At 73.4% G+C, this 23,242-nt stretch carries 22 protein-coding genes; 17 read left to right on the top strand and 5 right to left on the bottom strand.

The genetic code is table 11. From position 1 onward, the window contains the following. The first annotated feature begins 103 nt into the window (after nt 1-103). The 5 genes from FZ988_RS00180 to whiG all read left to right on the top strand — a co-directional run bounded on the left by FZ988_RS00180 (nt 104) and on the right by whiG (nt 5,172). Nucleotides 104-460 (top strand): YraN family protein, encoded by a 357-nt coding sequence (locus FZ988_RS00180; RefSeq protein WP_149201997.1) that lies wholly within the window; start codon nt 104-106, stop codon nt 458-460. After that, nucleotides 460-1,986 carry a YifB family Mg chelatase-like AAA ATPase gene (locus FZ988_RS00175; RefSeq protein WP_149201996.1) on the top strand — a complete coding sequence of 509 codons (1,527 nt, stop codon included), beginning with the start codon at nt 460-462 and terminating at the stop codon, nt 1,984-1,986. Before FZ988_RS00180 ends, FZ988_RS00175 begins: the two co-directional genes overlap by 1 nt. After that, on the top strand, nt 1,983-3,194 hold the full coding sequence (gene dprA / locus FZ988_RS00170; protein WP_246169054.1) for a DNA-processing protein DprA: 1,212 nt from the start codon (nt 1,983-1,985) through the stop codon (nt 3,192-3,194). Before FZ988_RS00175 ends, dprA begins: the two co-directional genes overlap by 4 nt. A 105-nt stretch (nt 3,195-3,299) precedes the next feature. Next, nucleotides 3,300-4,229, top strand: coding sequence for a tyrosine recombinase XerC (locus FZ988_RS00165; RefSeq protein ID WP_246169052.1), 930 nt, complete (start codon nt 3,300-3,302; stop codon nt 4,227-4,229). 52 nt (nt 4,230-4,281) lie between these two features. Next, nucleotides 4,282-5,172, top strand: coding sequence for an RNA polymerase sigma factor WhiG (whiG, locus tag FZ988_RS00160; protein WP_246169051.1), 891 nt, complete (start codon nt 4,282-4,284; stop codon nt 5,170-5,172). A gap of 12 nt (nt 5,173-5,184) precedes the next feature. On the opposite strand, the gene FZ988_RS18835 is transcribed toward whiG, so the two are convergent. After that, nucleotides 5,185-6,042: a murein hydrolase activator EnvC family protein gene (locus tag FZ988_RS18835; RefSeq protein WP_246169050.1), complete on the bottom strand. Its 858-nt coding sequence runs from the start codon at nt 6,040-6,042 to the stop codon at nt 5,185-5,187. 441 nt (nt 6,043-6,483) lie between these two features. On the opposite strand from FZ988_RS18835, the gene rpsB reads away from it, so the two are divergent. The 7 genes from rpsB (at nt 6,484) to FZ988_RS00120 (ending at nt 12,524) form a co-directional block, all read left to right on the top strand. Then, a complete protein-coding gene (rpsB, locus tag FZ988_RS00150) occupies nt 6,484-7,467 on the top strand; it encodes a 30S ribosomal protein S2 (RefSeq protein ID WP_149201994.1) in 984 nt (327 codons plus the stop codon). 56 nt (nt 7,468-7,523) lie between these two features. Further along, nucleotides 7,524-8,363 (top strand): translation elongation factor Ts, encoded by an 840-nt coding sequence (tsf, locus tag FZ988_RS00145; protein WP_149201993.1) that lies wholly within the window; start codon nt 7,524-7,526, stop codon nt 8,361-8,363. 187 nt (nt 8,364-8,550) lie between these two features. Next, nucleotides 8,551-9,288: a UMP kinase gene (gene pyrH / locus FZ988_RS00140; RefSeq protein ID WP_223145017.1), complete on the top strand. Its 738-nt coding sequence runs from the start codon at nt 8,551-8,553 to the stop codon at nt 9,286-9,288. A gap of 88 nt (nt 9,289-9,376) precedes the next feature. Then, nucleotides 9,377-9,934: a ribosome recycling factor gene (gene frr, locus FZ988_RS00135; RefSeq protein ID WP_149201992.1), complete on the top strand. Its 558-nt coding sequence runs from the start codon at nt 9,377-9,379 to the stop codon at nt 9,932-9,934. After that, nucleotides 9,935-10,804, top strand: a complete 870-nt coding sequence (locus FZ988_RS00130; RefSeq protein WP_149201991.1) for a phosphatidate cytidylyltransferase — start codon at nt 9,935-9,937, stop codon at nt 10,802-10,804. Between the two features lie 20 nt (nt 10,805-10,824). Further along, on the top strand, nt 10,825-11,976 hold the full coding sequence (gene rlmN / locus FZ988_RS00125) for a dual-specificity RNA methyltransferase RlmN (RefSeq protein ID WP_149201990.1): 1,152 nt from the start codon (nt 10,825-10,827) through the stop codon (nt 11,974-11,976). Continuing rightward, nucleotides 11,973-12,524 (top strand): DivIVA domain-containing protein, encoded by a 552-nt coding sequence (locus FZ988_RS00120; RefSeq protein ID WP_149201989.1) that lies wholly within the window; start codon nt 11,973-11,975, stop codon nt 12,522-12,524. Before rlmN ends, FZ988_RS00120 begins: the two co-directional genes overlap by 4 nt. Nucleotides 12,525-12,611: 87 nt before the next feature. Here FZ988_RS00120 and FZ988_RS00115 read toward each other — a convergent pair whose 3' ends face one another. Further along, nucleotides 12,612-13,157 carry a PH domain-containing protein gene (locus tag FZ988_RS00115; RefSeq protein ID WP_149201988.1) on the bottom strand — a complete coding sequence of 182 codons (546 nt, stop codon included), beginning with the start codon at nt 13,155-13,157 and terminating at the stop codon, nt 12,612-12,614. A gap of 99 nt (nt 13,158-13,256) precedes the next feature. Between FZ988_RS00115 and dxr the strand changes: the two genes are divergently transcribed. Further along, nucleotides 13,257-14,477, top strand: a complete 1,221-nt coding sequence (gene dxr / locus FZ988_RS00110; RefSeq protein ID WP_149202497.1) for a 1-deoxy-D-xylulose-5-phosphate reductoisomerase — start codon at nt 13,257-13,259, stop codon at nt 14,475-14,477. Between the two features lie 97 nt (nt 14,478-14,574). Here the strand turns inward: dxr and FZ988_RS00105 are convergent, their stop codons facing one another. The 3 genes from FZ988_RS00105 to FZ988_RS00095 form a co-directional block, all read right to left on the bottom strand. After that, nucleotides 14,575-15,918, bottom strand: a complete 1,344-nt coding sequence (locus FZ988_RS00105) for an NAD(P)/FAD-dependent oxidoreductase (protein WP_246169049.1) — start codon at nt 15,916-15,918, stop codon at nt 14,575-14,577. 92 nt (nt 15,919-16,010) lie between these two features. Next, nucleotides 16,011-17,489 carry an aspartate aminotransferase family protein gene (locus FZ988_RS00100; RefSeq protein WP_149201987.1) on the bottom strand — a complete coding sequence of 493 codons (1,479 nt, stop codon included), beginning with the start codon at nt 17,487-17,489 and terminating at the stop codon, nt 16,011-16,013. Further along, entirely contained in the window at nt 17,486-17,959 is a 474-nt protein-coding gene (locus FZ988_RS00095) for an Lrp/AsnC family transcriptional regulator (RefSeq protein WP_149201986.1), read from the bottom strand. Before FZ988_RS00095 ends, FZ988_RS00100 begins: the two co-directional genes overlap by 4 nt. A 194-nt stretch (nt 17,960-18,153) precedes the next feature. Between FZ988_RS00095 and FZ988_RS00090 the strand changes: the two genes are divergently transcribed. The 4 genes from FZ988_RS00090 to FZ988_RS00075 all read left to right on the top strand — a co-directional run bounded on the left by FZ988_RS00090 (nt 18,154) and on the right by FZ988_RS00075 (nt 23,142). Further along, complete coding sequence (locus FZ988_RS00090) at nt 18,154-19,593, top strand: gamma-aminobutyraldehyde dehydrogenase (RefSeq protein WP_425457917.1); 1,440 nt, start codon at nt 18,154-18,156, stop codon at nt 19,591-19,593. A gap of 243 nt (nt 19,594-19,836) precedes the next feature. Then, on the top strand, nt 19,837-21,030 hold the full coding sequence (locus FZ988_RS00085; RefSeq protein WP_149202494.1) for a polyamine ABC transporter substrate-binding protein: 1,194 nt from the start codon (nt 19,837-19,839) through the stop codon (nt 21,028-21,030). After that, nucleotides 21,030-22,223 (top strand): ABC transporter ATP-binding protein, encoded by a 1,194-nt coding sequence (locus FZ988_RS00080; protein ID WP_149201985.1) that lies wholly within the window; start codon nt 21,030-21,032, stop codon nt 22,221-22,223. The genes FZ988_RS00085 and FZ988_RS00080 overlap by 1 nt, the downstream gene beginning before the upstream one ends. A 1-nt stretch (nt 22,224) precedes the next feature. Continuing rightward, nucleotides 22,225-23,142 carry an ABC transporter permease gene (locus FZ988_RS00075; protein ID WP_149201984.1) on the top strand — a complete coding sequence of 306 codons (918 nt, stop codon included), beginning with the start codon at nt 22,225-22,227 and terminating at the stop codon, nt 23,140-23,142. Nucleotides 23,143-23,242: the final 100 nt, after the last annotated feature.

The following is a 23,242-nucleotide window of genomic DNA, read 5'->3' as shown; positions in this document are numbered from 1 at the left end:
CGTCCCCAGGGCCGCGCTGCCGTCGGCGCGTGCACAGGCTGGGCGGACCTCGTCCGATCGGCACGCCCGCGCCCGGCACCGTGGTCGCCGGAGGTGGTCGCACATGCGAGCCAAGGACGCGGTCGGGCAGTACGGGGAGAACGTGGCGGCGTCGTACCTGGCGGCGGCGGGCTGGGAGGTCGTCGACCGGAACTGGCGTGGTGCGTCGGGTGAGATCGACATCGTCGCGCTCCAGGGCACCGAGCTCGTCGTCGTCGAGGTCAAGACGCGCAGCGGTGACGGCTACGGGCACCCGGCGGAGGCCGTCGGGCACGCGAAGCTGAGCCGGCTGCGGCGTCTGGCCGCGCAGTGGCTCGACGCGCACGACCTGCACCCGACGGGGGTTCGCATCGACGTCATCGCCGTTCGGACGTCGCGCACAGGTGCGGCGACGCTCGAGCACCTGTGCGGGGTCCTGTGATGAGCCTCGGGCGCACACGGGGCGTGTGCCTCGTGGGTCTCACCGGCCACATGATCGAGGTCGAGGCGCACCTGGCGGCCTCGATCCCCGGGTTCTCGCTCGTCGGCCTGCCCGACGCGTCCCTCGCGGAGGCCAGGGACCGGGTCCGGGCTGCGGTGACGTCGTCGGGGCTGCGCTGGCCGCAGCGCCGGATCACCGTCAACCTCTCACCCGCGTCGCTGCCCAAGGCGGGCGCCTCGTTCGACCTGGCCATCGCCGTCGCGACGCTCGCCGGGGCCGGCCTGTGCGACGCGCGGTCGGTCGCGGCGTGGGTGCACCTCGGTGAGCTCGGCCTCGACGGCCGTCTCCGGCCGGTCCGCGGCGTGCTTCCCGCGGTCGCGGCGGCGGTGGCGGCGGGGTGCGACGGCGTCGTGGTCCCCGTGGGAAACCTCGCCGAGGCCCGGCTCGTGCCCGGCGCGAACGTCGTCGGAGCCGCCTGCCTCGCCGAGGTCGCGGCCCGGCACGGTGCGGAGCTCGACGAGGTGCCTGACGTCGAGCCCGTCGCGGCGGACGTCGTGCCGTCGGAGCGCGTCCGCGGGGGCGACATGGCCGACGTGCTCGGCCAGCGCAGTGCCCGGTGGGCGATGGAGGTGGCCGCTGCGGGCGGGCACCACATGCTCATGGTGGGTCCACCGGGAGCGGGCAAGACGATGCTCGCCGCCCGTCTGCCCGGGCTGCTGCCCGACCTCGACGAGCACTCGGCGGTCGAGGTGACCGCCGTGCACTCCGTGGCAGGGACCTTCCAGCCGGCGCTCGGCCTGGTTCGACGGCCACCGTTCGAGGACCCGCACCACACCGCGACCCCGGCTGCCGTCATCGGCGGGGGATCGGGGCTCCCGCGCCCTGGGGCGGCCTCGCGCGCACACCGCGGCGTCCTCTTCATGGACGAGGCACCCGAGTTCTCGCCCCGCGTGCTGCAGACGCTGCGCCAACCCCTCGAGCAGGGTGAGCTCGTCATCCACCGGGCCGGTGGCTCCGCGCGCTACCCCGCGAGGTTCCAGCTCGTGCTCGCGGCGAACCCGTGCCCGTGCGGCCTCGCGGTCGGCAAGGGACTCGAGTGCACCTGCACGCCGTTCGCCCGGCGGCGCTACTTCAGCAGGCTGTCGGGGCCGCTGCTCGACCGGGTGGACCTGCAGATCGACGTCCTGCCTGTCAGCAGGGCGGACCGCGCGTCGGGGGTGCCGGAGTCCACGGCCGACGTGGCGGAGCGGGTCGCCCGAGCGCGGGACGCCGCCAAGGCGCGCCTCACGGGCACCGGCTGGGCCACCAACGCCGAGGTACCCGGGCCGTGGCTGCGCGCCCACACGGGCCGGCTGTCACCCGACCTCGAGCGTGCCCTCGACTCGGGTGCGCTGAGCCTGCGCGGCGTGGACCGCGTGCTGCGCGTCGCCTGGACCCTGGCGGACCTCGCGGGCCGTGGCCGCCCGGGCCCCGCGGAGGTCGGCCAGGCCCTGCTGCTGCGCACACGCGGGCAGGTCGCCGCGTGACCGGGGGCTCGTCGCCGGACCAGGCGACCCTGCTGGCGCGCGCGGCGTGGAGCCGGATGGTCGAGCCCGGCGACGCCGTCGCCGGCGCCCTGGTGGCCACGCTCGGGCCCGTGGACGCGCTCGCCTGGGCGCGGCACACCGCCCAGGGGCCCGCTGCCCTGGGCGGCGTCCCGGTGCCCGAGGAGCTGCGCGGGATGACAGGTGCGACGTCCGCGCGGCTCGCGCGCGCGGCCGCACGCTGGGCCCCCCGGCTCAGCGAGCTCGACCCCCGGCGGGAGCTCCGCTCCGTCGAACGACTCGGCGGGCACCTGCTCGTGCCCGAGGACCCGGCGTGGCCCGTCGCGCTCGACGACCTGGGTCTCACGGCGCCCCTGTGCCTGTGGGTCCGGGGCTCCGCGCCGGTCGAGCAGGTGCTCGCGCGCGCGGTCGCCGTCATCGGCGCCCGAGCCTGCACGGCGTACGGCGAGCACGTGACCGCCCAGATGTGCGCCGAGGCCGTGCGTGAGGGCTGGACCGTCGTCTCCGGCGGCGCGTACGGGATCGACGCCGTCGCCCACCGGGTCGCGCTCGCTGTCGAAGGCCGGACCGTCGCGTTCCTCGCGGGAGGTGTCGACCGCCTGTACCCCGCCGGGAACGCGCGGCTCCTCGAGGCGGTCCTCGCCGGGGGTGGTCTCGTCGTGAGCGAGGTCCCGCCGGGCAGCGTGCCGAGTCGTACGCGGTTCCTCCAGCGCAACCGGCTGATCGCGGCCGTCGGTCGGGCCACCCTGGTCGTCGAGGCCGCGTGGCGGTCGGGAGCGCTCAACACCGCTGGTCACGCGGCGGCGCTGCTCCGGCCCGTGGGAGCCGTCCCGGGCCCGGTGACGTCGGCGTCGTCGGCGGGGTGCCACCGGCTGCTGCGGGAGGGGGCCGCGGTGTGCGTGACCGACGGTCCGGAGCTCCTCGAGCTGCTCGGCGCGAGCGGGGACCACGTGCCCGAGGCGGACGGCGGACCGGTACTGCCCCAGGACGGCCTGAGCCCCGACCAACGGCGTCTGCTCGACGCCCTGCCGTTGCGCAGACCGGCGGACCCCGAGTCGCTCGCCCGTGCGGCAGGGCTGGCCGTCCCCGAGGTCCTCTCGGCGCTCGGCGGCCTCGAGCTGCGCGGTCTCGCGGTCCGGCAGGAGGGGCGGTGGAGGCGCGGCACCCCCGGGGGTACGAGACACGGATGAATCACCACAGACCAGGACGACCAGGACGTTGCACGCGTCCGGGACCGGGTGAAGTCTCGCGGTCTCGTCTTGTGACTCGGGCCGCGACGCGCCACGGTAGGTGTCATGGACCCCGCCCCGGCAGTCGCGGCGGCCATGACCGAGGAGGCCGTGGTCGCCCGTTTCGGGACCTACCTCCATGCCGTCCGCGGTCTGTCGCCCCACACCGTGCGCGCCTACACCGGGGACGTTCACCACGCGCTCGGCTTCGCGCGACGTCGTGCAGTGGCGTGGGACGCGGTCGACCTGCCCGTGCTGCGCGCCTGGCTCTCGTCGATGGTCACCGGGAGGCTCGCGCGCGCCACGATCGCGCGCCGCGGGGCCGCCGTGCGCGCGTTCTACGCGTGGGCGCACGAGGAGGGCCTCGTCCCGACCGATCCTGCGGTCCGGCTCGTCACCGCGCGTGCCGGCACGTCGTTGCCGACGGCCCTCGCCGTGCCACCTGCCGCGCGCCTGCTCGACGCGGCGAAGGATCGTGCAGCGGACGGTGAGCCGATCGCCCTGCGCGACTGGGCGGCGCTCGAGCTCCTGTACGCCACGGGCGTCCGGGTGGGTGAGCTGGTGGGGGCTGACGTCGACGACCTCGACATGTCGTCGCGCCTGATCCGGGTCATGGGCAAGGGGGCCAAGGAGCGACTGGTCCCCTACGGGGTCCCGGCTGCCCGGGCCCTCGACGTCTGGCTCGCCAGGGGGCGACCGGCGCTCGCCACACCCACGTCCGGACCGGCTCTCCTCCTCGGGCGCCGGGGCCAGCGGGCGGATCAGCGCCAGATCAGGTCGGCCGTGCACGAGGCCGCGCAGGCTGCCGGCGTCGACGACCTCGCACCGCACGGACTGCGGCACACGGCCGCGACGCACCTGTTGCTCGGCGGGTCGGACCTTCGTACCGTGCAAGAGATCCTGGGGCATGCCACGCTTGCCACCACGCAGAGATACACCCACGTGAGTGCCGACAGGCTTCGCCTGTCGTACCTCCAAGCCCACCCCCGAGCCTGAGAGGGACGCGCAGATGCCAGCACGGTCCCACGCCTTGGGTAGGGCGCACGCGGTGGACGAGCAGGAGACCGAGCACGAGCCCGTGGTCGACGGCGACGCGGATGCCGACGTGCCGGACCAGGTGCGTGCCGCGTCCGGTGGCGTGCCGCGCCCGCACACGGTCGGCGCGGCGGCCGACGCCGTCTCGATCCTCTCCCTGTGGACGGTCTTCAAGGAGACGGGTGACCGCGGTGCCCGCGAGCGCCTGATCCTGCACTACGCGCCGCTCGTCACGATGGTGGCCGGGCGCGTAGGTGCGGGCCTGCCCAGCAGCGTCGAGCAGGCGGACCTCGTCTCCTACGGCATGTTCGGGCTCATCGACGCGATCGAGAAGTACGAGACCGACCGGGCCGTGAAGTTCGAGACGTACGCGAGCTCGCGGATCCGCGGGGCGATCATCGACGAGCTCCGCGCCATCGACTGGGTGCCGCGCTCCGTCCGCACGAAGGCCCGCGCGGTCGACCGTGCCTTCGCCGAGCTCGAGGCCGAGCTCAGGCGGGCCCCGACGGAGCAGGAGGTCGCCGACCGGCTCGAGATCGCCGTGACGGACCTGCGCGCCGTGTTCACCCAGCTCTCGACCGTCAACGTCGCCGCGCTGGACGAGCTCCTCGGTGCGGGGTCGGAGCGTGGTGACGCGCTGTCGCTGCTCGACACGCTCGAGGACCCCGGCGCCGTCGACCCGGTGGGTTCCGTCGAGGCGCAGGAGATGAAGATCGTGCTCGCGCGCGCGATCGAGCGGCTCGGCGAGCGCGAGAAGATCGTCCTGGTCCTCTACTACTACGAGGGCATGACGCTCGCGGAGATCGGGCGGGTGCTCGGCGTGACCGAGTCGCGCATCTCGCAGATGCACACCGCGGCGATGCTCCGCCTGCGCACGACCCTCCAGGAGCACGACAAGGTCTGACCCGCGGCCGCCTCACCCCGGCGGCACGGGAAGCAGGACGACCGGCCCGGAGCGGGGCAGGAGGCCGAGCGGGTCGACGTAGACGTCGTTCTCGCGGACCCCCCAGTGCACGCACGTCGTCGGCGCGCAGTGGTTGGTGCCCGCAGCCACCGTCCCGAGCGGTGCCCCCGAGCCGACCGACGCGCCGACCGCGACCGACGCGTCGACAGGCTCGAGGCTCGAGCGGCGCCCGTCGGCGTGCAGGACGGTCACGACGGGGCGGTCCACGACCACGCCCGCGAACACGACGGTGCCCGGCGCGGGGGAGATCACCTCCGCGCCCAGCGGCGCCGCGAGGTCGATGCCCCGGTGCCCGCTCGCCCACGGCTGCGGCGGTGCGCGGAACGGCGCCCTCAGCGCCCCGGTCACCGGGAGCACGTAGCCGGCATCGCCCGGCTCCACGGCGGAGGCGACGTCCCACGGGACCGTGCCGCCGCCCGGGAACAGCGTGTCGAGGAAGCTCGGCCGACCGGTGCCGGTGACGTCGCGAGCCACCCGGGGAGCAGCGTCGCCGCCGCCCGCGCCGACCCGGTCGGCGACGACCGCCGTCGTCACGGGAGCGGTCACGGGCGCCGCCTCCGTCACCGCGAGCACACCCAGGACCAGGCATGAGCCCGCCAGGGACGCGGCGGTGAAGGCGCGCCGTCGGGCGATCGACGAGGACCGCGGGGTGGCGACGACGACGCCCGCGGCGCCGCGGCCGCCCCCGCTGTCCCTGCCGCCGGTGCTGCTGCGACGGCTCCTGCCGCCGGTGCTGCCGCTCGTGCTGGTGCTGCCGCTCGTGCTGCTGCGGGTGCGGTTCCTGCTACCTGCGTTCGTCTCGCTGCTCACCTGCGCACCCTCGCCCCTGGGGGCGTCCCCCTGCGGGCCGGACCCTGCGGCCTGTGGACGGTCCGCAGGGCGTCGGGGCTGGGGACGCGGGGGCACGGGCCAACCGGTGCGCCGCCCGTCGAGGTGCGCGCGGCAGCCGCTCGGCCCACGCCGGGGCACCCGCGGTTCTCGGGTAGCATGTGACCTGCGCCCGGCTCGCCGGGTGACATCGCGCGCCTTCACCCCAGTGCCGCCGGACTCGTTCCGGGGGCGGGAGCGCGTGCCGACGACGGTCCATGACCACGGGTGCAGCGTGCTGCAGCGGTGGTCACGGTGTCGGCACCGCAGGGCGCCAGGGGCGTCCGGTCACCCGACCGCCGCCGACAACCGGATGCGGTGCGTGGTTCGACGCGCTCCGCCTGCTGATGCGCGGCCTGACGGGCCGCGCCGGAAGGACGTGCCATGGCCGTCGTGACCATGCGCCAGCTGCTCGAGAGCGGTGTCCACTTCGGGCACCAGACCCGCCGGTGGAACCCGAAGATGAAGCGGTTCATCTTCACGGAGCGCAACGGCATCTACATCGTCGACCTCCAGCAGTCGCTGTCGTACATCGACCGCGCCTACGAGTTCGTCAAGGAGACGGTCGCCCACGGCGGCACCATCCTCTTCGTCGGCACCAAGAAGCAGGCCCAGGAGCCCGTGGCCGAGCAGGCCGCGCGGGTCGGGATGCCCTACGTCAACCAGCGTTGGCTCGGCGGCATGCTCACCAACTTCGCGACCGTCAACAAGCGTCTCCAGCGCCTCAAGGAGCTCGAGGAGATCGACTTCGACGACGTCGCCGGCAGCGCCTTCACCAAGAAGGAGCTCCTCATCATGCGTCGCGAGCGGGACAAGCTCGCCAAGACGCTCGGTGGCATCCGTGACATGGCGAAGGTCCCCTCCGCCGTGTGGATCGTCGACACGAACAAGGAGCACCTCGCGGTCGACGAGGCGCGCAAGCTCGGCATCCCCGTCGTCGCGATCCTCGACACGAACTGCGACCCGGACATGGTCGACTACCAGATCCCCGGCAACGACGACGCGATCCGTGCCGTCACGCTGCTCACCCGCGTGATCGCGGACGCCGCCGCCGAGGGCCTCATCGCGCGCCACTCGGGCCGCACCGCCGCCTCGGAGGAGGCCGGCGCGCCCGCCGAGCCCCTCGCCGAGTGGGAGCGTGAGCTCCTCGCGGGCGCCGAGGCGACCGCCGCCCCGGCGGACGCTCCGGCTGCGGCCGAGGCGCCTGCCGCCCCGGCCGAGGAGACCCCGGCCGCCGAGGTCGAGAGCCCCGTCGAGGCAGTCGGCACGACGGACGAGCCCGTCGCGGCCACGGGTCAGGACGCGGCACCCGCCGCGGACGCTCCCGCCGCTGCCGAGCCCGTCGCGGACGACACGACCGCCAACTGACCTGAGTCCCACGGCCCGAGCGGCCACGGACCACGACGACAGACAAGGACAGACGCATGGCGAACTACACCGCCGCCGACATCAAGGCACTGCGCGAGCGCACGGGCGCCGGCATGCTCGACGTCAAGAAGGCGCTCGACGAGGCTGACGGCAACGCCGAGAAGGCACTCGAGATCATCCGCGTGAAGGGCCTCAAGGGCGTCAGCAAGCGCGAGGGCCGCTCGGCCTCGGACGGCCTCGTGGCCGCCCACGTGTCGGACGACGCCGCGGGTCAGACGGGCGTCCTGATCGAGCTCAACTCCGAGACGGACTTCGTCGCGAAGAACACGACGTTCATCGCGCTCGCGGAGAAGGTCCTCGCGGCCGCCGTCGCGGCCGGCACGGACGACGTCGCCGCGATCCTCGCGTCGCAGGCCGACGGCCGCACGGTGTCCGAGACGATCGACGAGACCGCGGGCATGCTCGGCGAGAAGCTCGTGCTCCGGCGCGTCGCGCGGATCAGCGCGCCCGCCGTCACGGTCTACCTGCACAAGGTCAACAAGGACCTCCCGCCCCAGGTCGGCGTCCTCGTCGGCACGGACGCGGCCGGTGCCGAGGTCGCCCGGGACGTCGCGATGCACATCGCGGCCTACTCGCCGACCTACCTGACGCGCGACGACGTCCCGGCCGAGACGGTCGAGTCGGAGCGCCGGATCGCCGAGGAGACCTCGCGCAACGAGGGCAAGCCCGAGGCCGCGCTCCCGAAGATCGTCGAGGGTCGCCTCAACGGGTTCTTCAAGGAGGCCGTCCTCGTGGACCAGGCGTTCGCGAAGGACCAGAAGAAGTCGGTCGGCCAGGTGCTCACCGAGGCGGGCGGGACCCTCACGGGCTTCGCACGGTTCCGCGTCGGCGCCTGACCACCCCGCACGTTCGCGACGGCGGTCGATCCAGCCCCAGGGCCGGTCGACCGCCGTCGCCGCACGAGAACCGCACGGCCCCGGGTCGCCCCCCGGGCGCGGTGGCACGACCCGAGGCCCGTGGCCCCGGTCCCGGACGGCAGGCTGGAGGAACCAGGTGGACGACGACGCGACGACCAGGCCGGCACTGGTGCCCTCCGAGGGTGCGAGCGACGCCGCGCCACGGCGAGTCCTCCTCAAGCTCTCCGGCGAGACCTTCGGGGGCGGCAGCGTGGGCCTCGCGCCCGACGTCGTGCGGCGCGTCGCCGTGGAGATCGCGGACGCCGTCCGCTCGGGTGTCCAGGTCGCGATCGTCGTGGGCGGGGGCAACTTCTTCCGCGGCGCCGAGCTCTCCCAGAGCGGGCTCGACCGGGCCCGCGCCGACTACATGGGCATGCTCGGGACGGTCCTGAACTGCCTCGCCCTGCAGGACTTCCTGGAGCAGGCGGGTGTGAGCACCCGCGTCCAGACGGCGATCACCATGGGTCAGGTCGCGGAGCCCTACATCCCGCTCCGGGCCATCAGGCACCTCGAGAAGGGCCGCGTCGTGATCTTCGGTGCGGGCGCGGGCATGCCGTACTTCTCGACCGACACCGTGGCCGTGCAGCGCGCCCTGGAGACCCACTGCCAGGAGGTGCTCATGGGCAAGAACGGCGTGGACGGCGTCTACACCGCCGACCCGCGAACGACGCCCGACGCGGTGCGCCTCACCGAGCTGACGTACACCGACGCCCTGGTCAACGGGCTCGAGGTCATGGACGCCACGGCCCTGAGCCTGTGCCGGGACAACGGTGTGCGCATGCGCGTGTTCGGCATGGGCGAGCCAGGCAACGTCACCCGGGCGCTGCAGGGTGAGAAGATCGGCACGCTGCTCAGCGAGGAGTGAGAGCCGCTGCGCGACAGCTCGCGTGAGCCTGGCGCCCGGACCGAGCGGTGACGAGGACCTGCATGACCGACGAGACGAAGGAGCAGCGGTGATCGACGAGACCCTCCTCGAGGCCGAGGAGAAGATGGACAAGGCGATCGAGGTCGCCAAGGAAGACTTCGCGACGATCCGCACGGGGCGGGCGAATGCGGCCATGTTCACCAAGGTCGTCGTCGACTACTACGGCGCGCCCACTCCGCTGCAGCAGCTCGCGTCGTTCACGACGCCCGAGGCACGCACCATCCTCGTGTCGCCCTTCGACCAGGGCGCGCTCGGCAACATCGAGCGTGCGCTGCGCGACTCCGACCTGGGCGTGAACCCGAGCAACGACGGCAAGATCATCCGCATCGTGCTGCCGCAGCTCACCGAGGAGCGTCGCCGCGACTACGTCAAGCTCGCCCGGCACAAGGCCGAGGAGGCGCGCGTCTCCGTGCGCAACATCCGGCGTCGTGCGAAGGAAGAGCTCGACCGGATCGCGAAGGACGGTGAGGCCGGCGAGGACGAGGTCGGGCGCGCCGAGAAGGAGCTCGAGGCCCTCACGAAGCGCCACGTCGACCTGATCGACCAGGTGCTCACCCACAAGGAGAGCGAGCTGCTCGAGGTCTGAATGGCACAGTCTGCTGGAGTCGAGATCGCCACCCACAGCCCGTCGGGCACCCCGCGCGCAGGTCGCGACCTGCCGATCGCGATCGGGGTCGGCGTCGCGCTGCTCCTCGTCGTCGCCGGCTCGCTGCTGTTCCGCAAGGAAGGCTTCATCCTCGTCGCCCTCCTCGCGTGCGGGGCCGCGCTGTGGGAGCTCGCGCACGCCTTCGTGCGGCGCGGCATCCACATCCCGCTGCTGCCTCTGCTCGTGGGCACGGCGGGGATCCTCGTCTCGTCCTACACGTCCGGGCCGGAGGCCCTGCTCGTCGCGTTCATGCTCACCGCGGGCGGCGTCGTGGTGTGGCGGGTCCTCGACGGGAGCGGGCCGGCGGCCCTGCGGGACGCGGCCGCGGCGACCTTCGCGGCCGCGTACGTGCCGTTCATGGCGGGCTTCGTCATGCTCATGCTCGCGCAGCCCGACGGCGACCGTCGCGTCGCGCTCTTCGTCCTCCTCGCGGTGGCGAGCGACACGGGCGGGTACGTCGCCGGGGTGCTCACCGGCAGGCACCCGCTGGCTCCGTCGGTCAGCCCCAAGAAGACCTGGGAGGGCCTCGCCGGGTCCCTCGTCCTCGCGGGCGGGGTTGGTGCGGCAGGCATGGTCGTGGCGTTCGGCGGCTCGCCCGTCGTCGGCGTCGCGCTCGGCGTGGCATCGGTGCTGACGTCCACGCTGGGCGACCTCGCAGAGTCGCTCCTCAAGCGCGACCTCGAGCTCAAGGACATGGGGACGCTGCTCCCGGGCCACGGCGGCGTGCTCGACCGGCTCGACTCCCTGCTGCTCACCGCCCCGCTCGTCTACCTGCTGCTCCTCGTGGCGTTGCCGAAGGTGGCCCTCTGACGTGACAGACTTCCGGTTCCATGGTTGAGGTGAGACCCGCGGTCGAGGGTGCGCAGGGGCGCGCCCCGCTCGCGCTGACGATGAGCGCCCCACGCCGCGGCAAGCCGCCGCGGCACTTCGCCGACCTCTCGCCCGAGCAGCGCCGCGACGCGGTCGCCGAGCTCGGGGAGAAGCCGTTCCGCGCCGCTCAGCTCGCGACGCACTACTACGCGCACCACACGAGCGACCCGGCGGAGATGACCGACCTGCCGCAGGCGACGCGCGAGCTCCTCGCCGAGCAGCTGTTCCCGCCCCTGCTCTCGCAGGTGCGCACGCTCACCGCCGACGCGGGCGCGACCGTCAAGACGCTCTGGCGGCTCTTCGACGGCGTCAAGGTCGAGTCGGTCCTCATGCGCTACCCGGGTCGCGCGACGCTGTGCGTGTCGAGCCAGGTGGGCTGCGGCATGGCCTGCCCCTTCTGCGCCACCGGTCAGCTGGGCCTGACGCGCAACCTGTCGACCGCCGAGATCGTCGAGCAGGTCCGCCTCGCGGCCCGCGCGCTCGAGCGCGGGGACGTGGCCGGTGGTCCCGGTCGCCTCTCCAACCTGGTCTTCATGGGCATGGGTGAGCCGCTCGCGAACTACAAGACGGTCATCGAGGCGGTCCGCCGGTTCGTGGCCCCCGCCCCCGACGGCTTCGGCATGTCCGCGCGCAACGTGACCGTCTCCACCGTCGGTCTGGTCCCTGCGATCGACAAGCTCGCGAAGGAGGGCATCCCGGTCACCCTCGCGCTGTCGCTGCACGCGCCCGACGACGCCCTGCGCAGCGAGCTGGTGCCCATTAACACCCGGTGGACCGTGGACGAGGCGCTCGACGCCGCGCGTCGCTACTTCGACGCGACCGGGCGACGCGTGAGCATCGAGTACGCGCTGATCAAGGACATGAACGACCACGCGTGGCGGGCGGACCTCCTGGGGACCAAGCTCACGGCACGCGGCCGCGGGTGGGTCCACGTGAACCCGATCCCGCTGAACCCCACCCCGGGGTCCATCTGGACGGCGAGCGAGCGCGAGGTCGAGGCGGAGTTCGTCGCGCGGCTGCGGTCGCACGGCATCCCGACGACGATCCGTGACACCCGGGGGAGCGACATCGACGGTGCCTGCGGCCAGCTCGCGGCAGAGGAGGTCTCATGACGCGCATGTTCCGGACGGTCGGTCGGCTGCACACGGGCTACGACCCGGGTGACGTCGACGACTTCTTCGACCACGCGAGGCGCGTGTACGAGGGGGACCGCACGGAGCCGCTGACCGGGCGCGACGTGCGTCAGGTGGCCTTCGACCTGGTGCGCGGCGGGTACGCCACTGCAGCCGTCGACGCGGCGCTCGACCGCCTCGAGCGTGCCTTCGTCGTGCGCCAGCGCACGGACTTCATCGCACAGCGTGGTCAGCAGGCCTGGATGGAGCACCTCGCCGCGCAGGCCCGGACGCTCTACGGGCGCCTCTCCCGACCGGACGGCGAGCGCTTCGCGCCCGCGGCCCGCGGCGAGCAGGGCTACGCGCCGCAGGACGTGGACGCCCTCTGCCAGCGCCTCGTCGACTACTTCGACCACGGCCAGAGCCTCACGTCCGACGAGGTCCGCCACGCGACGTTCGGGCGGGCCAAGGGCCGGAACGCGTACGCGGAGGCCCCGGTCGACGCCTTCTGCGACCGGGCGATCGAGGTCCTGCTCGGCGTCGAGTGAGGGGAGCGCCCGCGGCGGGCGTGCGCTGACCTCGGCACGTGCGACGTCCGGCCCGGCCGGACGTCGGCCGCGCGTCGTCGGCGTCGGCTACAGGTCGTCGGGCCGCGGCGCCTCGGACGGCGCGCCTGCCGTGCCCTCGGCCGGGATCTCCTCGTCGAGCATGATCTCCTGCATCTGCAGGATCCGGCGCTCGATGCGCGCGACGTCGTACAGCTCGACGTCGCTGTTGTCACCGGCGGTCTGCACGACGAGCGTGCCGCACCCCAGCATCCGGTCCAGCAGGGACTGCCGGTAGCTCACGGAGTGCACGCGGTCGATCGGGATGTCCTTGCCCTCGCGCGAGAGGATGCCGCGCCGGCTGATGAGGCGCCGCGTGGTCAGGGTGTCCGTCGACGTGAGCCAGCCGAGGAAGGGCCAGAGACCGAAGACGACGACGAGGAGCGCAGCGACGGCCGCGATCGCCCAGCGCTGCCAGGCGTGGTCCTGCGGGCTCGGCACGAGCTCGAGGAGCGCGTACGTGGCGGCACCCGCTGCGGCCACCGTCACGAGCACCGGGACGACGAGGTTCTTCCAGTGCGCGTGCGCGGTGAACACGACCTTCTCACCCGTGGCGAGCAGCGACTCCTTGACCATTCCGGGATCATCGCACCACCGGGCCCGGGCTGTCCCGCAGCGGACGCCGTGTCCGTCCGCGACAATGGGCGCGTGCACCCCACCGCCACGAGCCCGGCCGTGCCCGAGCCTGTCCGGGCCGGCACCACCGCCCCGCGCACCGTCGTCATCCTCGGCTCGACGGGGTCGATCGGGACCCAGGCGCTCGACGTGATCGCCCGGCACCCCGGCCGGTTCCAGGTCGTCGGGCTCGCGGCCGGCGGCTCCGACCCGGCGCTCCTCGCCCAGCAGGTGCTGGCGACGGGCGCGCAGGCCGTCGCGGTGGCCGACGCCGCGGCGGGCCCCGCGGTGCTCGAGGCCATCACGCAGCTCGCCGCGGCGCGCGGTGTCGCGGCCCTGGGTGTCGAGCTCCTCGTCGGTCCCCAGGCTGCCGAGCAGCTCGCGTCCCGCGGCGCCGACGTCGTGCTCAACGGCATCACTGGTTCCGTCGGTCTGGGCCCGACCCTCGCGGCGCTGCGGGCCGGGAGCACGCTCGCGCTCGCCAACAAGGAGTCGCTCGTGGTCGGCGGCGCGCTCGTGCGGGCCGCGCAGCAGCGGCCCGACCAGGTGGTGCCGGTGGACTCGGAGCACTCGGCCATCGCGCAGGCCCTGAGGTCGGGCCGGCACGACGAGGTGCGTCGCCTCGTGCTGACGGCCTCGGGCGGGCCCTTCCGGGGCGCGTCGCGCGACGACCTCAAGCCCGTGACGCCTGAGCAGGCCCTCGCCCACCCGACGTGGTCGATGGGACCGGTCGTCACGGTCAACTCGGCGACGCTCATGAACAAGGGGCTCGAGCTCATCGAGGCCCACCTGCTGTTCGACGTGGCCGTGCAGGACATCACCGTCGTGGTCCACCCGCAGTCGGTCGTCCACTCGATGGTCGAGTTCGTCGACGGGTCGACGATCGCCCAGGCGTCGCCGCCGGACATGCGGCTCCCGATCGCCCTCGGCCTCTCGTGGCCGGAGCGGCTCGACCCCGTGGCGACGCCGTGCGACTGGTCGGCCGCGACGGCGTGGACCTTCGAGCCGCTGGACGAGGCGGTGTTCCCTGCGGTCGGGCTCGCGCGGGCAGCCGTCGCGGCGTCGGCGACGCACCCGGCGGTCTACAACGCGGCCAACGAGGAGTGCGTCGCGGCGTTCCTCGCCGGCCGCATCGGCTTCCTCGACATCGTCGACACCGTCGAGCGCGTGCTCGGCGAGCACGTGAGCGACGTCGCCGCGCCTCACCTCACGCTGCCGGACGTCCTGGACGCGGAGGCGTGGGCGCGGGCACGCGCCCGCGAGCTCGTCGCGCGGCGGTAGGGGGCGCACCGCCTGGGAGCGTGCCAGCGGCGCGCGTCAGTGCCCGGGGCGCGCCGCCAGGCGTGCGAAGGTGCCCCGAGGGCCGGTGCCGCGCGCGTCAGTGCCCAAGGAGCGGTGCCATGGCGCGTGCGACGACGCTCTGCCGCCCGGTGAGGTGCTCCTCGGCGTCGGCGAGGGTCATCGCGCGCAGTCCCGCGTTGACGCCGAGCCAGCGCAGCGGCTCGGGCTCCCAGGGGCGCGACCGGTGCCCGACCCAGGGCAGCCTCGTCAGGTCGGTGTCGCGGCCGGTCAAGAGGTCCGCGAGCGTCCTGCCCGCGAGGTTGCTCGTCGCCACCCCGTCGCCCACGTAGCCGCCCGCCCGGGCCACGCCGTCGGGTTCGAGGCCCACCGAGGCGTGCCAGTCGCGCGGGACCCCGAGCGGCCCGCCCCAGCGGTGGGTCACCGGGACGCCCCGCAGGTCGGGGAGCAGGTCGCCCAGGGTCCGCTCGAGGGCCGCGAACACGCGCGGCGCGACGTCGTGGTGGGGGCTGATGGCCGAGCCCCAGTGGTACGGCGCGCCGCGACCGCCGAAGACGACGCGGTCGTCGGCCGTGCGCTGGCCGTACACGACGAGGTGCCGGTGGTCGGTGAAGGTCTCGTACCGCGCGAGCCCCACCCGCGACCATGTCGCGGCGGGCAGGGGCGCGGTCGCGAGGACGAGCGAGTAGACCGGTGCGACGGCCCGGCGAAGGCCCGGAAGGCGGCTCGTCCACGCCTCCGTGGCGCGGACCACGTGGCGCGCCCGGACGGTGGCGCTCGGCCGAGGGGCGCGGTCGCGCGCGCTGTCCCCACCCACCGGCCGGCCCTCGACCACCACCGCGCCCGGACCGAGGGACGTCGCACGCGTGTGCTCGGCGATCCGGACCCCGCGGCGCTCGACGGCGTCCGCGAGGCCCTGGACCAGGCGCATCGGGTGGACGCGCGCGCAGTCGGGTGCCCACGTCGCACCGAGGACGTCCGCGGCGCCCACGCGGGCCTGCGCCTCGGCGGCGGTCAGCAGTGCGACCTCGTCGCCCCAGTCGGTTGCCGCCGACGCCTGCGCCCGTGCGCGCGCGAGCTGGGGCGGCGTGCGGGCGAGCGTCAGCGTCCCGCCCTTGACGACGTCCGCGTCGATGCCCTCGCGCGCGCACACCGCCACGACCTCGTCGACGGTCGCGCGCATGGCCGCGCGCATCGCGAGCGCCGCGCTGCGGCCGTGGCGCCGCGCGAGCCCCTGCGCGCCGGTCGGGAAGAGGGCCGAGCACCAGCCACCGTTGCGTCCGCTCGCCCCGAAGCCGACGGTCTCCTGCTCGACGACGAGGACCCTCCACCGTGGTGCGGCGAGCGCGAGGTAGTAGGCGGTCCACAGGCCCGTGTACCCGCCACCCACGACGACGACGTCGACCTCCTCGTCCTGCGTCACGGGATCGCGTGCCGGACCGCCACGGCGCGGCACCGCCTGGTCCGCCCACAGGGAGCGGCCCGTGAACGGATCGCCCGGCCCGGAGGCGCCCGTCAGAGCTGGGCCCACGCCTGGGTCAGGACACCGCGCAGGATCTGCTCCATCTCGGCGAACTCGGCGGGGCCGCACGTCAGCGGCGGGGCGAGCTGGATCACCGGGTCGCCGCGGTCGTCGGCGCGGCAGTACAGCCCGGCGTCGAGGAGCGCGTGCGAGAGGAAGCCGCGCAGCAGGCGCTCGCTCTCGTCGTCGTCGAAGGTCTCCCGTGTCGCGGCGTCCTTGACGAGCTCGATGCCGTAGAAGTAGCCGTCGCCGCGCACGTCGCCGACGATCGGGAGGTCGAGCAGCTTCTCGAGCGTCGTGCGGAACGCGGGGGCGTTCGCACGCACCCGGTCGTTGAGGTGCTCGCGCTCGAAGATGTCGAGGTTCTCCATGGCGACGGCGGCGCTCACCGGGTGCCCGCCGAACGTGTACCCGTGGTAGAACGTCGTCGTCCCGTGGCGGAACGGCTCGAAGACGCGGTCGGAGACGAGGCACGCACCGATGGGGGAGTACCCCGACGTCATGCCCTTCGCGCACGTGATCATGTCCGGCACGTAGCCGTAGTCGTTGCAGGCGAACATGTCGCCGATCCGGCCGAACCCGCAGATCACCTCGTCGGAGACGAGCAGCACGTCGTGCTCGTCGCAGATCTCGCGCACACGGTCGAAGTACCCGGGCGGCGGCGGGAAGCACCCGCCGGAGTTCTGGACGGGCTCGAGGAAGACCGCGGCGACCGTGTCGGCCCCCTCGAACAGGATCGCCTCCTCGATGCGGTCCGCGGCCCACCGCCCGAACGCCTTGGGGTCGTCCCGCAGGTGCTCGGGGCCGCGGTAGATGTTCGTGTTCGGGACCTTGTGCGCGCCGGGGACGAGGGGCTCGAACGGAGCCTTCATGCCCGGGATGCCCGTGATGGACAGGGCGCCCTGGGGCGTCCCGTGGTACGCGACGGCCCGGGAGATCACCTTGTGCTTGGTCGGCTTGCCCTGGAGCTTCCAGAACTGCTTGGCCAGCTTCCACGCCGTCTCGACGGCCTCGCCGCCGCCCGTCGTGAAGAACACGCGGTTGAGGTCACCCGGCGCGTGCTCAGCGAGCCGCTCGGCGAGGTCGATCGCCTGCGGGTGGGCGTAGGACCACAGGGGGAAGAACGCCAGGTCGGCCGCCTGACGCCGGGCGCGCTCGGCGAGCTCGGCGCGCCCGTGCCCCACCTGCACGACGAAGAGCCCGGACAGGCCGTCGATGTAGCGGCGGCCGTCGGCGTCCCACACGTGGTGCCCCTCGCCCCGGACCATGATCGGCACCGGGCCGGACTCCCACGTGGACTGGCGCGTGAAGTGCCCCCACAGGTGGCGGCGCGCGGCGTCGGCGCGGTCGGTCCCCGCGGGCGTCCGGCCGGTCGTGACCGCGGCGTCGACGCCGGTGCGCCCCGGGCTCGCGGCATCGCCCGGGAGCGTGCCCGACGTGCGGGCTGCGGGGTCCTGCGGGGTCGTGGTCATCGGGTGCCCCAGTTGTAGAGCTGCTTGCGCAGCTTGAGGTAGACGAACGTCTCGGTGGCCCGGACGCCGGGGAGCGTGCGCATCTGCTGGTTGAGCACCTCGAGCAGGTGCTCGTCGTCCTCGCACACGACCTCGACGAGGATGTCGAACGCGCCGGCCGTGATCACGACGTAGTCGACCTCGGGGACCTGTGCGAGCGCGTCGGCGAGGGCCTGGAGGTCGCCCTCGGCCTTGATCCCGATCATCGCCTGGCGGGTGAACCCGACCTGGAGGGGGTCGGTGACGGCGACGATCTGCACGACGCCCGACTCGACGAGGCGCTGGACGCGCTGACGGACCGCGGCCTCGGACAGCCCCACGGCCTTGCCGATCGTCGCGTAGGGCCGCCGGCCGTCCTCCTGGAGCTGCTCGATGATCGCCTTGGAGATGGCGTCGAGGTTCACGGGGGCGTGCTTCGGGGTGGGGACCATGCAGGGATCGTCGCGGAGTCGACCGCTTCTGGCAAGCGGATCCGTCGCTGCGGGGCGGTCCCGGACGCTGATTTCGGCGTATCGCGCCTGCGGGGCGGGCCAGATCGGTGCCACGCACGCATGCCTGCGCTACCGTCCATGTGGTCGTCACGCCGACGTGGCCACGAGCCACCCGAGCCCCCTGGAGGCTGCCCGTGTCTGCTGGTACCGGTGACCTGGTCGCGCTGAGCAACGTCGTGGGCGGCGCGTCGCGCGCCACCCACGCCGGACGGACGAGCGAGGTGGTCGACCCTGCGACGGGCGAGGCGTACGCGACCGCGCCCGTCTCCGACGCGCAGGACGTCGACGACGCGCTCCGCGTCGCGGCCACGGCCTTCGAGGAGTGGCGCGAGACGACGCCCGGCGAGAGGCAGCTCGCACTCCTGCGGTTCGCGGACGCGGTCGAGGCGCGAGCGGACGAGTTCGTGGCGACCGAGTCGCGCAACACCGGCAAGCCTCTGTCGCTCATGGCCGCCGACGAGGTGCCTCCCTCGGTGGACGAGCTCCGGTTCTTCGCGGGCGCCGCGCGCGTGCTCGACGGGCTGAGCGCGGGGGAGTACCTGCGCGGTCACACCTCGTGGGTGCGGCGCGAGCCGATCGGCGTCGTCGGGCAGGTCACGCCCTGGAACTACCCGCTCATGATGGCGATCTGGAAGATCGCCCCCGCGCTCGCGGCGGGCAACACCGTGGTGCTCAAGCCGTCGGACACCACGCCCGCGAGCACCATCCTGCTCGCGCAGGTCGCGGCCGAGGTCCTCCCGCCCGGCGTCTTCAACGTGGTGTGCGGCGACCGCGACACGGGCCGCGCGCTCGTCGAGCACGCGATCCCCGCCATGGTCTCGATCACCGGCTCGGTGCGCGCCGGCATGGAGGTCGCCGGGTCGGCGGCGCGCGACGTCAAGCGCGTGCACCTCGAGCTCGGCGGGAAAGCGCCCGTCGTCGTGTTCGGCGACGCCGACGTCGCCGCGGCGGCCGAGGCGATCGCGGGCGCCGGGTACTACAACGCCGGTCAGGACTGCACGGCGGCGACGAGGGTGCTCGTCCACGAGTCCGTGCACGCCGACTTCGTCGCCGCGCTCGCGGAGCAGGCGCGTGGGACGCGGACGGGCCTGCCGCACCAGGACGTCGCCTACGGGCCCGTGAACAACGCGCACCAGCTCGAGCGCGTCGTCGGGTTCCTCGACCGGCTGCCGGACCATGCGCGGGTCCTCGCGGGCGGCCACCGGCAGGGGGACGTCGGCTACTTCCACGAGGCGACGGTCGTGGACGGCCTGCGTCAGGACGACGAGGCGGTCCAGGACGAGATCTTCGGCCCGGTCATCACCGTGCAGACGTTCCGCGAGGAGGCCGAGGCCCTGCGGCTGGCCAACGGCGTCCGGTACGGCCTGGCGAGCTCGGTGTGGACCACCGACCACGCGACCGCGCTGCGGATGTCCCGGTCGCTGGACTTCGGCTGCGTCTGGATCAACACGCACATCCCGTTCGTCTCGGAGATGCCGCACGGCGGCTTCAAGCACTCCGGGTACGGCAAGGACCTGTCGATGTACGGCTTCGAGGACTACACGCGCATCAAGCACGTCATGAGTGCGTTCTAGGGGCGGGCGCGCGCGCAGAGGACGTCTGGCACGCGGGGGGCCGACGGCGCACCCCGACGCCGGATGTTCCGTGCAGATGACGTTTTCGTTGCAGGTGGCGCTCTTGGCGATGGAATCCCTTGTCACCCCGCGTCGCTGCTGCCACCATCCACTCACCGACCGCAGCCGGCCGTCGGACCCGACCCGCCAGCCCGATCCCCAGGAGCCACGGTGTCACGACCTCGCAGCACGCCCGCCGACCCCATGATCCGGGCCCTGGTCCGGGCCCAGCGCCACGCGGTCTCGCGACGTTCGGTGCTCGCCCTCGGCGCGGGCCTCGCGGGCGGGGGAGCGCTGCTCGCTGCGTGCGGCACGGGCGGCACCCCCTCGGCCGGCAGCAGCACGGGACCCGCGCAGGACCTCTCCGAGACGGAGAAGCTCGTGCGCTGGGCGAACTGGACGCTCTACCTCGACTACGACGACCAGGCCCAGGCGTACCCGACGCTCGACAGGTTCACGCAGGAGACGGGCATCGAGGTCACCTACGCGGAGGACATCGAGGACAACGACGCGTACTTCGGCAAGGTGCAGGGTCAGCTCGCGAACGGCCAGGACATCGGTCAGGACATCGTGACGCTGACCGACTGGATGGCCGGGCGCATGATCCGGCTGGGCTACACGCAGGAGCTCGACAAGGCCAACATCCCCAACGCCGCGAACCTCCTGGCGAGCCTGCAGGACGTGTCGTTCGACCCGGGACGTGCGCACAGCCTCACGTGGCAGTCCGGGTTCGGCGGTCTCGCCTGGAGCAAGGCGGCCGTCCCCGGCGGGATGCGCACCGTCTCGGACCTGTGGGACCCCGCCCTCGCGGGACGGATCGAGGTGCTCTCGGAGATGCGCGACACGGTCGGGCTGATCATGCTCGACCAGGGGGTCGACGTCGCGGGGGACTGGGGCGACGACGAGTTCTTCGCGGCACTCGAGGTCCTCGACGCGCAGATCAGCTCCGGGCAGATCCGTCAGGTCAAGGGCAACTCCTACGCCGAGGACCTGGTCTCGGGTGACGCGCTCGCCGTCATCGGCTGGTCGGGCGACGTCACGGTGCTCAACGCCGAGAACGGCGACCAGTGGGAGTTCGCGCTGCCCGACGCAGGCGGGACGCTCTGGAGCGACAACCTCATGGTGCCCGTGGGGAGCACCCACAAGGCCAACGCCGAGCGGCTGATCGACTACTACTACGACCCCGAGGTCGCGGCCGAGGTCGCGGCGTACGTCAACTACATCTGTCCGGTCCAGGGCGCACGCGAGGCCATGGAGGCGATCGACCCGACGCTCGTCGAGAACCCGCTGATCTTCCCCGACGACGCGACGCTCGAGCGTGCGCATGTGTTCCGGGCCCTCAGCGCGGACGAGGAGACGCGCTACAACGAGGAGTTCCAGGCGGTGATCGGCAACTGATGGCAGCGCTCGGCGACCCCGCAGCCGCGACCCGCGCCCCAGGCGACGAGGAGGGCGGCGCACGCTCGGGCGCGGACCTCACGCTCGAGCACGTGACGAAGGAGTTCGGCGCCTTCACCGCTGTCGACGACCTCGAGCTGACGATCCCCTCCGGCTCGTTCTTCGCGCTCCTCGGACCCTCCGGGTGCGGCAAGACGACGACCCTGCGCATGGTCGCGGGGCTCGAGCACCCCACCTCGGGCCGGGTGCTCATCGGCGGGCGGGACGTGACCCGGACCCGCGCGCACGAGCGGCCCGTGAACACCGTCTTCCAGTCCTACGCGCTCTTCCCGCACCTCAGCGTCGTGGAGAACGTGGCCTTCGGCCTGCGACGGCGGCGCGCGCCGGACCCCCTGGGCAAGGCCCGGGACGCCCTCGAGCTCGTCGAGCTGCCGCACCTCGCCGACCGGCGGCCCGCACAGCTCTCGGGCGGTCAGCAGCAGCGGGTCGCGCTGGCCCGGGCGATCGTCAACAACCCGGCGGTCCTCCTCCTCGACGAGCCGCTGGGCGCCCTGGACCTCAAGCTGCGCCGCCAGATGCAGGTCGAGCTCAAGCGGATCCAGACGGAGGTCGGCCTCACGTTCGTGCACGTGACGCACGACCAGGAGGAGGCCATGACGATGGCCGACACGGTCGCCGTCATGAACGCGGGCCGCATCGAGCAGATGGGCAGCCCGGCCGAGCTCTACGAGCTGCCGCGCACGGCGTTCGTCGCGAACTTCCTCGGCCAGTCCAACCTGCTGCGCGGCACGGTGGTCGAGAACGGCGCGGCGACCCTCGGGGTCGACGTCGACGGGCGGCGGGTGCGGGTCCCGACCGCACGGTCGGTGAGCACGACGGGGACCGTCCTGGTCGGCGTCAGGCCCGAGAAGCTCCACCTGCTGCGTGCCGGGGACCAGGCGCCCGAGAGCTGCAACGTGCTCGGCCCGGGGCGCGTCACCGACGTGTCGTTCAGCGGCGTGAGCACGCAATACCAGGTGCACGTTCCCGGCCTCGGCACGCTGGGGGTCTTCGTGCAGAACATCCTCGGGGGCGCCGGCGCCGCTCTCGGCGAGGAGGTGCACCTCGCCTGCGCGATCAAGCACACGTTCGCGCTGGACGGCGCCGAGGACGCGACCTCGGGCGCCGTGCGCCTGGACGCCCGGGACGTGTGAGATGAGCATCGTCGCGGCCCTCGGCCACGGACCGGGCAACGGCCCCGCGCCGGCGCCCGTCCGCCGGGCCCGTGGCGGGGCGTACCTGCTGCTGGCGCCCGGCCTCGCCTACCTCGGCCTGTTCTTCGTGGTGCCCGTCGTCGCGCTCCTCGCGACGTCGCTCTACGTGCCTGTCCCGGGTGGCGACGTCGGGCAGTTCCAGCCCGCCTTCGAGTGGGCGAACTACACCCGCGCCCTGGCGACCTACTGGCCGCAGATGGTGCGCTCCTTCGCCTACGCGCTCATCGCGACGCTCGCGGCCCTCGTCATCGCGTACCCGATGGCGTACGTCATCGCGGTGCGCGCACGGGGACGGGTCTTCCTGCAGGGCATGCTGCTCGTGCTCGTCATCGCACCGTTCTTCACGAGCTTCATCCTGCGCACGGTCGCGTGGAAGCAGATCCTCGCCGACGAGTCCTTCGTGGTCGCGGCCATGCGCGCGGTGTCGCTCCTGCCACCCGACGGTCGGCTCACGGCGACATCCTTCGCGGTCGTGGCTGGCCTGACCTACAACTTCCTGCCGTTCATGACGCTGCCGATCTACGCGAGCCTCGAGCGGCTCGACCCGCGGCTCGTCGAGGCGGGCGCCGACCTGTACGCGAACGGGCCGACGACGTTCTGGCGCGTGACGCTGCCCCTGTCCATGCCGGGCGTCGTCTCCGGGACCCTCCTGACGTTCATCCCGGCCTCGGGCGACTACGTCAACTCCGTCCTGCTCGGCAACAACACGACGACCATGATCGGTCAGGTCGTCGACTCGCGGTTCTTCAAGGTCAGCGACTACCCGACGGCCGCGGCGCTCTCCGTCGTCCTCATGGTGGCGATCCTCCTGCTGGTCACCGCCTACGTCAGGCGCTCGGGGACGGAGGAGCTCCTGTGAGCGCCCCGACCGCCCGCGTCGGCGTCGGACCGGTCGGCCCCGGTCCCGCATCCGGTCCGCGAGTCCCCACGACCCGACGTCAAGGGCGCCCGTGGCGCCT

The organism is Actinotalea subterranea, assembly GCF_008364845.1.
GTDB lineage: Bacteria > Actinomycetota > Actinomycetes > Actinomycetales > Cellulomonadaceae > Actinotalea > Actinotalea subterranea.
Note: the sequence above shows the minus strand (reverse complement) of the source record. Positions and strands in the feature narration are given on the sequence as shown.

What these genes read in the sequence shown, in the direction of transcription:
- FZ988_RS00115 (WP_149201988.1), bottom strand. Translation starts at nt 13,157, where the DNA reads ATGGTCAAGGAGTCGCTGCTCGCCACGGGTGAGAAGGTCGTGTTCACC.
- FZ988_RS00075 (WP_149201984.1), top strand. Translation starts at nt 22,225, where the DNA reads ATGAGCATCGTCGCGGCCCTCGGCCACGGACCGGGCAACGGCCCCGCG.
- FZ988_RS00080 (WP_149201985.1), top strand. Translation starts at nt 21,030, where the DNA reads ATGGCAGCGCTCGGCGACCCCGCAGCCGCGACCCGCGCCCCAGGCGAC.
- FZ988_RS00095 (WP_149201986.1), bottom strand. Translation starts at nt 17,959, where the DNA reads ATGGTCCCCACCCCGAAGCACGCCCCCGTGAACCTCGACGCCATCTCC.
- FZ988_RS00180 (WP_149201997.1), top strand. Translation starts at nt 104, where the DNA reads ATGCGAGCCAAGGACGCGGTCGGGCAGTACGGGGAGAACGTGGCGGCG.
- FZ988_RS00100 (WP_149201987.1), bottom strand. Translation starts at nt 17,489, where the DNA reads ATGACCACGACCCCGCAGGACCCCGCAGCCCGCACGTCGGGCACGCTC.
- FZ988_RS00165 (WP_246169052.1), top strand. Translation starts at nt 3,300, where the DNA reads ATGGACCCCGCCCCGGCAGTCGCGGCGGCCATGACCGAGGAGGCCGTG.
- rpsB (WP_149201994.1), top strand. Translation starts at nt 6,484, where the DNA reads ATGGCCGTCGTGACCATGCGCCAGCTGCTCGAGAGCGGTGTCCACTTC.
- rlmN (WP_149201990.1), top strand. Translation starts at nt 10,825, where the DNA reads ATGGTTGAGGTGAGACCCGCGGTCGAGGGTGCGCAGGGGCGCGCCCCG.
- FZ988_RS00085 (WP_149202494.1), top strand. Translation starts at nt 19,837, where the DNA reads ATGATCCGGGCCCTGGTCCGGGCCCAGCGCCACGCGGTCTCGCGACGT.
- FZ988_RS00175 (WP_149201996.1), top strand. Translation starts at nt 460, where the DNA reads ATGAGCCTCGGGCGCACACGGGGCGTGTGCCTCGTGGGTCTCACCGGC.
- FZ988_RS00130 (WP_149201991.1), top strand. Translation starts at nt 9,935, where the DNA reads ATGGCACAGTCTGCTGGAGTCGAGATCGCCACCCACAGCCCGTCGGGC.
- tsf (WP_149201993.1), top strand. Translation starts at nt 7,524, where the DNA reads ATGGCGAACTACACCGCCGCCGACATCAAGGCACTGCGCGAGCGCACG.
- FZ988_RS00120 (WP_149201989.1), top strand. Translation starts at nt 11,973, where the DNA reads ATGACGCGCATGTTCCGGACGGTCGGTCGGCTGCACACGGGCTACGAC.